Annotated in this window: 12 protein-coding genes; 7 read left to right on the forward strand and 5 right to left on the reverse strand. The window is 71.0% G+C overall.

Annotated features, from left to right (window positions below; all coding sequences use genetic code 11):
• Positions 1–49 precede the first annotated feature (49 nt).
• From ACH4S7_RS18270 to ACH4S7_RS18285, 4 genes are all read left to right on the forward strand, one after another.
• Complete coding sequence (locus ACH4S7_RS18270; protein ID WP_398522220.1) at positions 50–568, forward strand: tetratricopeptide repeat protein; 519 nt, start codon at positions 50–52, stop codon at positions 566–568.
• Positions 569–711: 143 nt separating this feature from the next.
• Positions 712–2,049, forward strand: a complete 1,338-nt coding sequence (locus ACH4S7_RS18275) for an MFS transporter (RefSeq protein ID WP_398522221.1) — start codon at positions 712–714, stop codon at positions 2,047–2,049.
• Positions 2,050–2,503: 454 nt separating this feature from the next.
• The gene (gene cimA, locus ACH4S7_RS18280) at positions 2,504–4,141 is read left to right on the forward strand and encodes a citramalate synthase (protein WP_398522222.1); all 1,638 of its coding nucleotides are present in this window, start codon (positions 2,504–2,506) and stop codon (positions 4,139–4,141) included.
• A gap of 159 nt (positions 4,142–4,300) precedes the next feature.
• The gene (locus tag ACH4S7_RS18285) at positions 4,301–5,644 is read left to right on the forward strand and encodes a hypothetical protein (RefSeq protein WP_398522223.1); all 1,344 of its coding nucleotides are present in this window, start codon (positions 4,301–4,303) and stop codon (positions 5,642–5,644) included.
• 140 nt (positions 5,645–5,784) lie between these two features.
• Here the strand turns inward: ACH4S7_RS18285 and ACH4S7_RS18290 are convergent, their stop codons facing one another.
• Entirely contained in the window at positions 5,785–6,393 is a 609-nt protein-coding gene (locus tag ACH4S7_RS18290) for a YceI family protein (RefSeq protein ID WP_398522224.1), read from the reverse strand.
• 238 nt (positions 6,394–6,631) lie between these two features.
• Here ACH4S7_RS18290 and ACH4S7_RS18295 point away from each other — a divergent pair, with 238 nt between their 5' ends.
• From ACH4S7_RS18295 to ACH4S7_RS18305, 3 genes are all read left to right on the forward strand, one after another.
• Positions 6,632–9,013: a polysaccharide lyase 8 family protein gene (locus tag ACH4S7_RS18295; RefSeq protein ID WP_398522225.1), complete on the forward strand. Its 2,382-nt coding sequence runs from the start codon at positions 6,632–6,634 to the stop codon at positions 9,011–9,013.
• Between the two features lie 154 nt (positions 9,014–9,167).
• Complete coding sequence (locus ACH4S7_RS18300) at positions 9,168–10,751, forward strand: acyl-CoA carboxylase subunit beta (protein WP_398522226.1); 1,584 nt, start codon at positions 9,168–9,170, stop codon at positions 10,749–10,751.
• A 30-nt stretch (positions 10,752–10,781) separates the two neighbouring features.
• Positions 10,782–10,994: an acyl-CoA carboxylase subunit epsilon gene (locus ACH4S7_RS18305; RefSeq protein ID WP_398522227.1), complete on the forward strand. Its 213-nt coding sequence runs from the start codon at positions 10,782–10,784 to the stop codon at positions 10,992–10,994.
• A 147-nt stretch (positions 10,995–11,141) separates the two neighbouring features.
• Here the strand turns inward: ACH4S7_RS18305 and ACH4S7_RS18310 are convergent, their stop codons facing one another.
• The 4 genes from ACH4S7_RS18310 to ACH4S7_RS18325 all read right to left on the reverse strand — a co-directional run bounded on the left by ACH4S7_RS18310 (position 11,142) and on the right by ACH4S7_RS18325 (position 13,945).
• On the reverse strand, positions 11,142–12,008 hold the full coding sequence (locus ACH4S7_RS18310) for a nucleotidyltransferase domain-containing protein (protein WP_398522228.1): 867 nt from the start codon (positions 12,006–12,008) through the stop codon (positions 11,142–11,144).
• A 187-nt stretch (positions 12,009–12,195) separates the two neighbouring features.
• On the reverse strand, positions 12,196–12,777 hold the full coding sequence (locus ACH4S7_RS18315; protein WP_050791473.1) for an ATP/GTP-binding protein: 582 nt from the start codon (positions 12,775–12,777) through the stop codon (positions 12,196–12,198).
• Positions 12,758–13,435, reverse strand: a complete 678-nt coding sequence (locus ACH4S7_RS18320; RefSeq protein WP_398522229.1) for a DUF742 domain-containing protein — start codon at positions 13,433–13,435, stop codon at positions 12,758–12,760. The genes ACH4S7_RS18315 and ACH4S7_RS18320 overlap by 20 nt, the downstream gene beginning before the upstream one ends.
• Positions 13,436–13,531: 96 nt before the next feature.
• On the reverse strand, positions 13,532–13,945 hold the full coding sequence (locus tag ACH4S7_RS18325) for a roadblock/LC7 domain-containing protein (protein ID WP_398522369.1): 414 nt from the start codon (positions 13,943–13,945) through the stop codon (positions 13,532–13,534).
• Positions 13,946–13,952 lie beyond the last annotated feature (7 nt).

The following is a 13,952-nucleotide window of genomic DNA, read 5'->3' on the forward strand; positions in this document are numbered from 1 at the left end:
AGTCATGCCCCTGTCCTCCGCCCGTCCCCGCGTCGGTGAGGATGGGGGCATGAGTGCGTCCGAGCGTGACCGCGAGCTGGCCGATGCCGTACGACTGCGGGAGCGTGGCACTCCCGAGGGTGCCGAGGCGGCCCGCACCCGGCTCGTCGCGCTCGCCGCGCGGTGGCCCGGCGACGCCCGGATCGCCTACCAGACCGCGTGGGCGCATGATGTCCTCGGCCTGGAGGCGGCGGCCGTCCCGTACTACGAACGTGCCCTCGCCGACGGCGCGTCCCCCGGCCTGCCGGCGGACGACCGCTGTGAGGCGCTGCTCGGCCTGGGGAGTACGTACCGGGTGCTCGGCCGGTACGAGGAGGCCGAACGGACCCTGCGGCGCGGGGTCGCGGACTTCCCCGACCACGGTGGTCTGCGGGCGTTCCTGGCGATGGCGCTCTTCAACACCGGCCGCCATGACGAATCCGTGCGACTGCTGCTCGAACTGCTGGCGGCGACCAGCGCGGACCCGACCGTACGCCCGTTCCGTACGGCGATCGAGGCGTACGCCAAGGATCTGACCGGCACGGTCTGACCCGCGCGTCAGTACCGCGGGAGTGCGCCGGCGCGCGACCGCACGGGCCGGGGGTCCGCTGAACGCAAGGCACGCAAGTACTCCCGATCGTTGCGGGTGCGAGCCTTGTCGCGGACCGAAGCGCTCCGGCACGGTTGCCCCCCATGGGACGAGAGCACTGGAAGAAGATCTGGGTCGGTTCGGCCGGCAATATGGTCGAATGGTTTGACTGGTTCGTGTACGCGAGCTTCGCCACCTACTTCGCGGGCGCGTTCTTCCCCGAGGGGAACGACACCGCCAAGCTCATGAACACGGCGGGCATCTTCGCCGTCGGCTTCTTCATGCGCCCGGTCGGCGGCTGGCTGCTGGGCCGGGTCGCCGACCGCAAGGGTCGCAAGTACGCGCTGACCCTCACCGTCACCCTGATGTCCGCGTCAGCTGTCCTGATCGCCGTCGCGCCGACGTACGGGGTGGCCGGCTACGGCGGCGCGGTCGTCCTGCTGATCGCCCGGCTACTCCAGGGGCTCTCGGTCGGCGGCGAGTACGCGGCCAGCGCCACCTATCTCACCGAGGCGTCCGCACCCGAGCACCGGGGGCTCGCCTCCAGCTTCCAGTACGTCTCCATGACGGTCGGCCAGATCCTAGGTCTCGGACTCCAGATCGTGCTCCAGCGCACGATGTCCGACGACGCGCTGCACAGTTGGGGCTGGCGCATTCCGTTCATCATCGGCGCGCTCGGCGCCGCCGTCGTCTTCTATCTGCGGCGCAACATGCTGGAGACGGAGGTGTACGACGAGTCGGCCGGCGACACCCCCGAGGACGAGAAGGGCACCCTGAAGGCGCTCTGGGTGTACCGGAGGGAGGCGTTCCTGGTCATCGCGCTGACCATGGGCGGCACGGTCGCGTACTACACGTACACCACGTACCTCACCAAGTACCTGTCCAATTCGGCCGGTCTGGACAAGGAGACCGCGACCCTGGTCTCGTTCTGCGCGCTGATCGTCTTCGCCTGTCTCCAGCCGCTCGCCGGCAGCCTCTCCGACCGCGTCGGCCGCCGCCCACTGCTGATCACCTTCGCGCTCGGCTCGACCTTCCTGACCGTCCCGATCATGACGCTTCTCCAGCACGTCGGTTCGTTCTGGCCCGCGTTGGGGCTCTCCCTGCTGGCACTGCTCGTCATCACCGGCTACACCTCCATCAACGCCTGCGTGAAGGCGGAACTCTTCCCGACCGGGGTACGGGCGCTGGGCGTCGCCCTGCCGTACGCCATCGCCAACGCCCTGTTCGGGGGGACGGCGGAATACGTGGCGCTCTGGTTCAAGAACTCGGGCGTGGAGTCCGGCTACTACTGGTACGTGGCGGGCTGCGCGGCGGTCTCCCTGATCGTCTACCTGACGATGCGGGAGACCCGGGACATCGACCTGAACCGGGTGGGCGCCGACGCCCGCCGCCCCGCAGCGCCCCGCACCCCGCGCGACGCGAGCACGGCCCCGACACCCTGACGATCACGCTCTGCTCGACGCGCTCCCCGGGCCGGGTGTCCGTCCTCAAGCGCCGGACGGGCTGGGTTTCAGCGCCTCCGGGGGAGTTTGAGGAGCGGGGTACGGGGCAGCGCCCCGCAAGGTACTGAGGGTCACGGGGACCGGCCCCCCGCCCGGGGGGCCGACCGCATCGTGAGACCCGTGTCCGCCCGCCGCAGGCGTATGGCAGACTGCGACCGTGCTTTCGTTCGCCATGATTATGGACAGCAGGCGCGCCGGTCCGCAGTGAACGCCCCGTACCACCCCGTACGACGCGATCACCGCCCCCCAGACCCGCGCGCAAACCTCTCGCACCCGCGAGAGGTTTTTTCGTTTTCCGGCCCCACCTCGGCCGAAGGCGACCCGCACGCGAAGATGGGGGCAAGTGGAGCCAGAAATACCGGGAGCCACTCACCCGACAGGAGTCAACGCAGCCATGACCACACAGCCCACGGAGACGGGCCGGGCCACGGACACCGCCCCCGGTGTCGACGACAGTTTCCACGTCTTCGACACCACGCTCCGCGACGGCGCCCAGCGTGAGGGCATCAACCTCACCGTCGCCGACAAGCTGACCATCGCCCGACACCTGGACGACTTCGGCGTGGCGTTCATCGAGGGCGGCTGGCCCGGTGCCAACCCCCGCGACACCGAGTTCTTCTCCCGCGCGCAGCGGGAGATCACCTTCAAGAACGCCCAGCTCGTGGCCTTCGGCGCCACCCGCCGCCCGGGTGCGAAGGCCGCGGATGACCCCCAGGTCAGGGCGCTGCTTGCGTCGGGTGCCCCGGTGATCACGCTGGTCGCCAAATCGCACGACCGCCATGTGGAACTCGCGCTGCGCACCACCCTCGAAGAGAACCTGGAGATGGTCCGCGACACCGTCTCCCACCTGCGGGACCAGGGCCGCAGGGTGTTCGTGGACTGTGAGCACTTCTTCGACGGCTACCGCGCCAACCCCGAGTACGCCAAGGCCGTCGTCCGTACCGCGTCGGACGCCGGCGCGGACGTCGTCATCCTCTGTGACACCAACGGCGGGATGCTCCCCGCCCAGGTCCAGGCCGTCGTCGCCACCGTCATCGCCGACACGGGCGCCCGGCTCGGGATCCACGCACAGGACGACACCGGCTGCGCGGTGGCGAACACCCTCGCCGCCGTGGACGCGGGTGCGACCCATGTCCAGTGCACGGCCAACGGCTACGGCGAACGCGTCGGCAACGCCAACCTCTTCCCGGTCGTCGGGGCGCTGGAGCTGAAGTACGGCAAGAAGGTGCTGCCCGAGGGCGCGCTCGCCGATATGACCCGGATCTCGCACGCCATCGCCGAGGTCGTCAATCTGACGCCCTCCACCCACCAGCCCTATGTGGGTGTCTCGGCCTTCGCGCACAAGGCGGGTCTGCACGCCTCCGCGATCAAGGTGGACCCGGACCTCTACCAGCACATCGACCCGGAGCTGGTCGGCAACACCATGCGGATGCTCGTCTCCGACATGGCGGGCCGCGCCTCCATCGAGCTGAAGGGCCGGGAGCTGGGCATCGAGCTGGGCGGTGACCGCGAGCTGGTGGGCCGGGTGGTCGCCCGGGTCAAGGAGCGGGAGCTCCAGGGCTATACGTACGAAGCGGCCGACGCGTCCTTCGAGCTGCTGCTGCGCGAGGAGGCGGAGGGCAGGGCGCGCCGTTACTACCGTACGGAGTCGTGGCGGGCGATCGTCGAGAACCGTCCCGACGGCACCCACGCCAACGAGGCCACGGTGAAGCTGTGGGCGAAGGGTGAGCGGATCGTCGCCACCGCCGAGGGCAACGGCCCGGTCAACGCGCTGGACCGGGCGATGCGGGTCGGTCTTGAGCGCTTCTATCCGCAGCTCGCCAAGTTGGAGCTGGTCGACTACAAGGTGCGCATCCTCGAAGGCCGCCACGGCACGGAGTCCACCACCCGGGTGCTGATCACCACGGGTGACGGAGCCGGCGAGTGGTCCACGGTCGGGGTGGCGGACAACGTCATCGCCGCCTCCTGGCAGGCGCTGGAGGACGCGTACACCTACGGTCTGCTGCGGGCGGGGGTCGAACCGGCCGAGTGAGCCGCGCGGGGCGGCCCCGCCTCCGGCGCTCGCCCCCCGCGCGTCACTCCGCCCACCCTTCATCCGGTCGGTGGCCACTGGTCCGTAGTCATTCGGGCGATACATGGCGTGACGCGCGACATTTGCCCCGAGAACTACCCCTTCGGGTAGCGTCGAACCATGAAGACCAGGCTGCTCTTCCTCCTGGCCGGTCTGCTGCTGGCGCTCTCGGCGACCGTCTTCGGGACGGCCCCGGGAGCGCTGGCGGCCACCGGCCCCGCGACCGTGGCCGAAGCGCTGAAGGACGGGCCGGTCTATGTCGACCCGGCCGCATCGGCGCAGCTCTCCCGGGCGGACGCGGACGCCCTGGCGAAGAAGATCAAGGACGCGGACAAACCGCTCTTCATCGCGGTCCTGCCGACGAGCCCCGCCTACCCCCCGACCGGTCTGCTCTCCGCCGTCCGCACCGGTACGGGCGTCACCGGCCTGTACGCGATCCGGCTGGGCGACGGCTTCGACGCGGGCGCGGACGGCGCCGTGCTCTCCCGGCAGGCGGTACGGAACCTGGTGGCGGCGGCTGGGACGCCCCCCGGCCAGGACGCGGCCACCCAACTGAACGCCTTCGCCGACCAGGCGCTGCCGCAGCTACGCGGCAGCGCGCCCGCGTCCTGGGGCGCGACGGGCGGTGACGACGGCTCGAACACCGGCGCCCTCGTCGTCTTCGGCGCGGTGCTGGTGGCGGCCGGTACGGGCGCGTACGCGGTGGTGCGCCGCAACCGGCGCAGGAAGGCCGAGGAGGAACACGCCGCGCTGGACAAGCTCCGGGTGGTCGTCGACGAGGACATCACCGCCTTCGGTGAGGAGCTCGACCGGTTGGACTTCCACCCGTCGGAGCGGGGCGCCGACGACGCCATGCGCGCGGACTACGAGCGTGCGCTCGACGCGTACGACCGGGCGAAATCGCTGATGGCGTCGGCCGGCCACCCCTCGGACGTACGGGAGGTCACCCGGGCGATCGAGGACGGCCGCTTCGGTCTGGCCACCCTGGAGGCCCGCCGGCTGAAGGCTCCGCTCCCGGACCGCCGGCCGCCCTGTTTCTTCGACCCGCGCCACGGCCCGTCGGTGGCCGACGCGATGTGGACCCCGCCGGACGGCGCCCCGCGCGAGGTCCCGGTCTGCGCGGCGGACGCCACCCGGCTGGCGGAGGGCCTGGCCCCCCTCTCCCGTACGGTCGAGACGGCGACCGGCCGCCGCCCGTACTGGGAGGCCGGCCCGGCGTACGGCCCCTGGGCCGGTGGCTACTTCGGCGGCGGCATCCTGCCCGCCCTGTTGGTGGGCACGGTGCTCGGCAGCATGTTGTCCTCCCCGGCCTACGCGGCGGAGTACGGCGGCGGAGAGTTCGGCGGCGGCGACTACTCGGGCGCGGACTTCGACTCGTCCGACTTCGGCGGCAGCGACTGGGGCGGCGGCGGGGGAGACATCGGCGGCGGTGGCGGATTCGACGGGGGCGGCGGCGGCTTCTGAGACCGCGCCGACCCACCCGTCCCGGGCACCACACGGCAGAGCGCCCGCCCCGGCCGCTGGGGGATTGCGGCAGGGCGGGCGCGCTCTGGGGGCGGCGGGCCGCAAGGGCTCTCCGCCGGGGGGCGTGACGCGGGGGAGCGTCAGGCGGCCTTGATCGCCGAGATGTCGAAGTTCAGCTTGACCTTGTCGCTGACCATCACGCCGCCGGTCTCCAGCGCTGCGTTCCAGGTCAGGCCCCACTGGGAGCGCAGGATCTCGGCATTGCCCTCGAAGCCGACGCGCTCGTTGCCGTAGACGTCCGTGGCGGAGCCGTTGAACTCCAGGTCGATCGCGAGCGGGCGGGTCACGTCCTTGATGGTGAGGTCGCCGGTCACCCGGTAGGTGTCGCCACCGAGCTGCTCCGCGTGGGTGGAGCGGAAGGACATCAGCGGGAACTGCTCGGTGTCGAAGAAGTCACCGCTGCGCAGGTGGCCGTCGCGGTCCGCGATGCCCGTGTCGATGGACTCGATCTTGACGTCGATCGCGGCGCGGGAGGCGGCCGGGTCGGAGCCGTTGAGGGTCAGGGTGCCCTCGTGCTCGCCGAAGGTGCCGCGGACGTTGGTGACCATGGCGTGGCGCACCGTGAAGCCGATGCTGCTGTGGGCCGGGTCGATCGTGTAGTCGCCGGTCAGGGCGGCGAGCGCGGGATCGACGGGGGCCGGGGCCAGGGTGGTGGTGGCGGTGTCGGACTTGCGGTTGAACAGACCCATGACGTGCTCCTCGGGGGGACGGGCTTCCGGGGGGTGGAGTACCGGAGCGGTGTTGTTGAAGCTTCAACGAGATTCACTGTAGGGGTATTCCGTTCAATATTCAACCTCTTGCTTCGGGGGTCACCCGAAGCGGTGCGGCAAGCGCCTCCGGCACCGGTCCGCCGCGACCATTGAGCCCACTCCCGGCCCGTGCTAGACCAAGGACGATCGGATCCCCCCCGCCCCCACGGAGGCTCCCGTGTCACCGCCGCCCGCCTGGTCCCGCCGCACCTTCCTCGCCGCGGCGGGCGCCACCGCCAGCACCGTGACGGGGGCGGCGGGGGTGGCGGGTGCGGCGACACGGCCCGCCACCCCGGCCGTCCCGCCCGGCCCATCCGCCCCGGCCGCCCCGGCCGACCCGTACGACGCCCTCCGGCTCCGCTGGCTCGGCATCAGCCTCGGCACCGGCTACGACCCCGGAGCCGAGCCCTACGCCTCCCGGATCGCCGAGACCGCCCGGCTCGCCGCGGCCTTCCGCGCCACGATGGCCCCCGCCGCCACCTCGCTCTGGCCCGGCCATCCCTATGGCTATCCGGCCCCCCCGGCCGGTATCACCCTGAGCTACACCCGGCTGTGGACCATGACCCAGGCGTACGCCCACGCCGCCGACCCCGGGCTGCTCGCCGACATCGTCCGGGGGCTCGACCATCTCGCCGCCACCGTCTACCACCCCGGCACCACCCGGTACGGCAACTGGTGGGAGTGGCAGATCGGCAGCCCCCGCCTCCTCATGGACATCGTCGCCGCCCTCCACGACCACCTCACCCCGGCCCGCCGTGAGGCCGCCTGCGCCGCCGTCGACCACTTCGTCCCGGACGCCCTGCTCGGCTCGTACACCGGCACCTCCACCGGCGCCAACCGGGTCGACCTCTGCCGTTCCGTCGCCCTGCGCGGTGTCATCGGCCGGGCACCCGCCAAGATCGCGCTGGCCCGGGACGCGCTCTCGCCGGTCTTCCCGTACGTCACCCGGGGCGACGGCCTCTATGCGGACGGTTCGTTCGTCCAGCACACCTGGGTCGCCTACTCCGGTACGTACGGCCAGGTGATGCTCGACGGCCTCGGCCGACTCCTCGCCCTGCTCGCGGGGTCGGCGTGGGAGGTCACCGACCCGAACCGGCAGATCATCCTCGACAGCGTCGAGAACGCCTACGCGCCCCTGATCCACAACGGCCTGATGATGGACAGCGTCAACGGCCGCGCGATCAGCCGGGGTCTGCTCAAGGACGACGATCGCGCCGTGCTGCGCGGCGACCACTTCCACGGGCAGGCCATGATCGCCGCCATCGCCCTGCTCGCGGCCGGGGCGAGCCCAGCCGAGCGGGCGCGCTGGCACGCGCGGATCAAGGGGTGGATCGAACGGGACACCACGGAGCCGATCCTCACCGGCGCCCAGTACGGCGTCGCGGACCTCGCCCGGCTGCACGCCATCGCCGCCGCCCCCGGACCGGCCGCCCCCGAGCCCGTCGGACACAAGCTCTTCGCCGCCATGGACCGCGCCGTGCACCGCCGCCCCGGCTGGGCCGCCAACATCGCGATGGCCTCGGACCGGATCGCCCACTACGAGTGCGGCAACGGCGAGAACCCGCGCGGCTTCCACACCGGCGCCGGAATGCTCTCCTGGTGGCCCGACGACGCCCACGGCGGCCAGTACACCGACTGGTTCTGGCCGACCGTCGACTGGTACCGGCTCCCCGGCACCACCGTCTCCACCCGGCGGCTCCCCGACCGCGCGGGCGGTGAGTGGGGCCTGCCCAAGCCCGCCGCGCGATGGGTCGGCGGCGCGACCGACGGCGAGTACGCGGCGATCGGGCAGGAGCTGCACGGCCTGGGCTCCACGCTCCGCGCCCATAAGTCCTGGTTCTGCGCCGCCGACGCGATCATCTGCCTCGGCGCGGGCATCAGCTGCGCCGACGGCGTCCCCGTCGAGACGATCGTCGACAACCGCAACCTCGGAGCGGACGGCCGGGAGCCCCTCACCGTCGGCCGCGGCTGGGCGCATCTCGACGGCCACGGCGGCTGGGTCCTGCCGTACGGCACGGAGGCGCTGCGCACCCTCCGCGAGGACCGCGCGGGCGCCTGGAGCGATATCAACACCACCAGCTCCCCCCGGCGCGTCACCCGCCGCTACCAGACCCTCTGGCTCGACCACGGCACCGACCCCGTGGACGCCTCGTACGCCTACCTCCTGATGCCCGGCGCGAGCCGCCGCGCCGTCGCCGCCCGCGCGCACGACCGGCGCTGGCTGACCGTCCACGCCAACAGCGCCGGCCGGCAGGTCGTCTCGGTGCGCTCGCTGGGACTCCTGGCGGCGAACTTCTGGCGGGCGGGTACGGTGGGCCCCCTCGGCGCCACCGCGCCCGTGAGCGTGCTCGTACGGCGCCGGCGCCGCACCGCCACCCTGTGGCTCAGCGACCCCCGGCGCACCGGGACCCCCCTGGAGATCACCTGGCGGCGGCCGGTCCGCGCGGTCATCGCGAGTGATCCCGCGATCGAGGTGCTCGGTACGGGCAGGGCCATCCGGCTGCGGCTGAACGGGGGCAATGCCGGGGCGAGCCATCGGTGCGAGGTGATACTCGGCTGAACGGCTTGTGGAACGTCCACAAACAACAGTGGTCGTGAGCTGGTGGTTGGGCCCCGGTGCCCAGCGGTTCTGTCGAAGGCCAACAGCAGAACGCTCCGGAGACTGTACAGAGTCAACGGGACGAATTTCGGGGTCCGATCCGTAGGGTCGTGACATGACCGTTGTCGACGACACCTCCAGCGAGCCGAGCGACGCCCGTGGGCGCGTGGCCGAGCTGCACGATCTGCGCGAGCGGGCCCGGCGCGGGCCCAGTGACCGCGCGACCGAGGCGCAGCACGCCAAGGGCAAGCTGACCGCGCGCGAGCGGATCGCGCTGCTGCTCGACGAGGGTTCCTTCCACGAGGTCGAGCAGCTCCGCAGGCACCGGGCGGTCGGGTTCGGCCTGGAGGCGAAGCGGCCCTACACCGACGGTGTGATCACCGGCTGGGGCACGGTCGAGGGCCGTACGGTCTTCGTCTACGCACACGACTTCCGGATCTTCGGTGGCGCGCTGGGCGAGGCCCACGCCACCAAGATCCACAAGATCATGGACATGGCCATCTCGGCCGGTGCCCCGCTGGTCTCCCTGAACGACGGCGCGGGCGCCCGCATCCAGGAGGGCGTCAGCGCCCTCGCCGGGTACGGCGGCATCTTCCAGCGCAACACCCGGGCCTCCGGCGTCATCCCGCAGATCTCGGTGATGCTCGGCCCGTGCGCCGGTGGCGCGGCCTACAGCCCCGCCCTGACCGACTTCGTCTTCATGGTCCGCGAGACCTCGCAGATGTTCATCACGGGACCCGACGTGGTCAAGGCCGTGACCGGCGAGGAGATCACCCAGAACGGACTCGGCGGCGCGGACGTGCACGCCGAGACCTCGGGCGTCGCGCACTTCGCGTACGACGACGAGGAGACCTGCATCGCCGAGGTCCGCTACCTCCTCTCGATGCTCCCGCAGAACAACCGCGAGAACCCGCCGACGGTCGCGTCGGAGGACCCGGCGGACCGCCGCTCGGACGTGCTGCTGGATCTGGTGCCCGCCGACGGCAACCGCCCGTACGACATGCACAAGGTCATCGAGGAGCTGGTGGACGAGGGCGACTACCTCGAAATCCACGAGCGCTGGGCCCGCAACATCATCTGCGCGCTCGCCCGGCTGGACGGCCAGGTGGTCGGGATCGTGGCGAACCAGCCGCAGTCCCTGGCAGGCGTGTTGGACATCGAGGCTTCGGAAAAAGCTGCGCGCTTCGTCCAGATGTGCGACGCTTTCAATATCCCGATCATCACTCTTCTGGACGTACCCGGCTTTCTCCCCGGGGTCGACCAGGAGCACGGTGGAATCATCCGGCACGGCGCGAAGCTGCTCTACGCGTACTGCAACGCGACGGTGCCGAGGATCTCGCTGATCCTGCGCAAGGCGTACGGCGGCGCCTACATCGTCATGGACTCCCAGTCCATCGGCGCCGACCTCACCTACGCCTGGCCGACCAACGAGATCGCGGTGATGGGCGCCGAGGGTGCCGCCAATGTCATCTTCCGCAGGCAGATCGCCGACGCCGAGGACCCGGAGGCCATGCGGACCCGCATGGTCAAGGAGTACAAGTCCGAGCTGATGCATCCGTACTACGCGGCGGAGCGCGGCCTGGTGGACGATGTCATCGACCCGGCCGAGACCCGTGAGGTGCTGGTGGCCTCCCTCGCGATGCTGCGGACGAAACACGCCGACCTGCCGTCCCGCAAGCACGGGAACCCGCCGCAGTAGTCCTGCGGAGAATTCGGAGCCTGATCACTGATGAACACTCCCGCTGAATCCTCTCCGTCGTCCCTGCTCCGTGTCGAGAAGGGGCACTGCGAGCCCGAGGAGCTGGCCGCGATAACAGCGGTACTGATGGCGCGGGCCGCGGCCCGGCCCGCGGAGGCACCCGTGCGCGGGCGCACGACGGCCGGCTGGCGCCGGCTGGAGCGCCAGCGCGGCTTCCAGCCCTCGCACAGCTGGCAGGGCTGACCCGCTCCCGTCGCACGACGGGGCCGTCGAGCGCCACGCAGGACCCCGTGAGGGCCCCGTACACCACGACCGGTGTACGGGGCCCTCACGCGTCCCGTGGGTCCTGTCTGAGCAAGATCGCCCGGACCGGACCCGGACCCGGAGCCGTCAGCCGGCCAGGTGCGCCGCGATCCGCCCGTGGAGGGCCGACGGGACGTCGAACTCCCAGCGGTCCGCCGCCTCCCGGGCCAGCTCCCGACTCCACTCCCAGCTCTTCCGCGCCGCCGCCGGGACGTCGTCCGGGTGGCAGCGCGCCGTGGTGGCCGCGTACCGCTCCCGGTCCGGCGCCGGTAGATCGGCCTCCAGCGCCCGGCTGGGGGTGAGCCAGTGCGCGGTGCTGCCCCGCAGCAGCCGGCAGAGCTGGAGCTGGAGGGGCGCCACCACGGTGTGCAGCAGGGCGTGGGCGCGGGCGGTCTCGCCGCGGGCCAGCACATGGGACAGCATGAGCGTCCAGTTGGCGAGCTCGGAGGTCAACTGGAGCGCCGTCGCGGGAGCTTCCGGCGGGCGGAACTCCGCGAGGGTCCGGACGACCTGGGTCAGCCGCCCGCTCCGGTCCAGCAGGACCGCCGCCTCCGGATCCGGCAGATGGACCGAACCCCGCCAGTCGGCGACGGATTCGATGCCCGGGTCGGCGGGTTCGAAGTGGAACTCGCCGCGCATCAGATCGTCGAAGACGACCGCGAGGATGCCGTACATGTTCGTGTACGCCAGCTCCAGCGGGGCCAGCCGCTCGATGAACTCGCGGCCGTCGAACGTCTCGGCGTGGCCCTCCCGCACGAACAGGTACGCCTCGATGTCGGAGTGCGCGTCGGCCTCGCCGAGGGTCCAGGAGCCGTACAGCAGGACGCCGTCCAGCCGGGGCTCGGCCTCGGCGATCTCGCGCAGCCGCCGGACCCGGCGGTCCAGGGCGTCGGCGGCGGGGGAGTGGTACGGAAAAGACGGGGCGGGGGAGGGGCTGGAGGGTGCGGGGAACACGGCGGAGGATCTCCTGAGTGAGTGGGACAGCCGGAAGGAACCCGGCGACCGGTGTCGGTCGGGGGTGCGAGGGATCCGTGTCTCTGCTCAGGTGCCGGACATGACCCCACCGTAGTCAATCGTGAGAAGCCCCGCACTCCCAGGGAGTACGGGGCTTCTCACGGTCGCCGGCGCGGGCGGGAGTTCATTACCTCAGTCGGGCCATGAGGGCGTGTTCGACGAGGGTGATGAGGGCGCTTTTGGCGTCGGCGCGGTGGCGGGCGTCGGTGGTGATGATGGGGGTGTCGGGGCCGATCTGGAGTGCTTCGCGTACTTCTTCGGGGTTGTAGGGCTGGTGTCCGTCGAAGCCGTTGAGGGCGATGACGAAGGGGAGGCCGCTGTTTTCGAAGTAGTCGACGGCGGGGAAGCAGTCGGCGAGGCGGCGGGTGTCGACGAGGACGACGGCGCCGATGGCGCCGCGTACGAGGTCGTCCCACATGAACCAGAAGCGGTCCTGTCCGGGGGTGCCGAACAGGTAGAGGATGAGGTCTTGGTCGAGTGTGATGCGGCCGAAGTCCATGGCCACCGTGGTGGTGGTCTTGTCCCCGGTGTGTGTGAGGTCGTCGATGCCCGCGGAGGCGGAGGTCATGACGGCTTCGGTACGCAGCGGGTTGATCTCCGAGACGGCGCCGACGAAGGTGGTCTTGCCCACGCCGAATCCACCCGCCACCACGATCTTCGCGCTGGTGGTTGAGCGGGCTGCACCGCCGCTAGAGCTTGCGAAGTCCACTGAGCACCCTTTCGAGCAGTGTCACATCTGGCTGTCCGCCGGCGGCCTCGTCGCCGCCCGGCTGGTGGATGGCGACGAGGCCGGCCTCTGCCAGATCGGCGACGAGGATCCGGGCGACGCCGAGGGGGATGGAGAGTAGGGCCGAGATCTCCGCCACCGACTTGATCTCGAAACACAGCCGGCAGATCCGCTGGTGCTCGGGCAGTTGCCCCTGGAGCCTCATCGGATCGGCCGTGGTACTGACCAGCGCCTCGATCGCGAGCTGGTAGCGCGGCCGGGTCCGGCCGCCGGTCATGGCGTAGGGGCGGACCAGCGGGTTGTGCGCGTTCTGGTGCGCCGGTGCCTCGTAGCCCCGGTGCTGCTGGTCGTGCTGGTTGGGTGGGTCGTGCTGGTTGTGCTGCTGGTTGTGCTGCTGGTTCTGATGGTTCTGGTCGTCCTGGTAGTGGTACGAGGACGCGTACGGCTGCGATGGGTAGTGCGGCTGTTGCTGGTAAGGCGGGTAAGGCTGGTGGGGCTGGTAAGGCTGTTGGGGCTGCTGGGGGTGTTGGGCGCCGTACCCTCCGGGCGTCGAAGGGAAGTTGTAGCGGTTCGGAGAGTGCTCGTCGGGCATCTGCTGGGCACCGCCGTCATAAGGGCGTCCGCCTGGGGGTGTTGCCACGTTTCCTCCTCCGACTGCGAGTCGCCGGTCCCTGTCCCTGTGGAGCCGCGCCACCGCACCCTATGGTGCGGTGGCGCGAAACGCACTGTCTGCCAGTTAGTTCAGAAGGCTGCCCTGAAGTTCCGCTCGAAGGTCCGGAGTCAGGACATTTCCGGCCCGGTCCACCAGGAGTGCCATCTCGTATCCCACCAGGCCGATATCGGCTTCCGGGTGGGCGAGCACGGCCAGCGACGAACCGTCGGAGATCGACATGATGAAGAGGAAGCCGTGCTCCATCTCCACGACCGTCTGGTTGACGGCGCCGCCTTCGAAGATCCTTGAGGCTCCCGCGGTCAGCGACGTCAGACCGGAGGCGACGGCCGCCAGTTGATCGGCGCGGTCGCGCGGGAAACCTTCGGACATCGCCAGCAGGAGTCCGTCGGCGGAGACCACCACGGTGTGGGACACCCCGGGGGTGTTGTCCACGAAGTTGGTGATCAACCAGTTCAGATTCTGCGCCGCCTGGCTCATCGGGCTC

Source organism: Streptomyces sp. NPDC020965 (assembly GCF_044333555.1).
Taxonomy (GTDB): domain Bacteria; phylum Actinomycetota; class Actinomycetes; order Streptomycetales; family Streptomycetaceae; genus Streptomyces.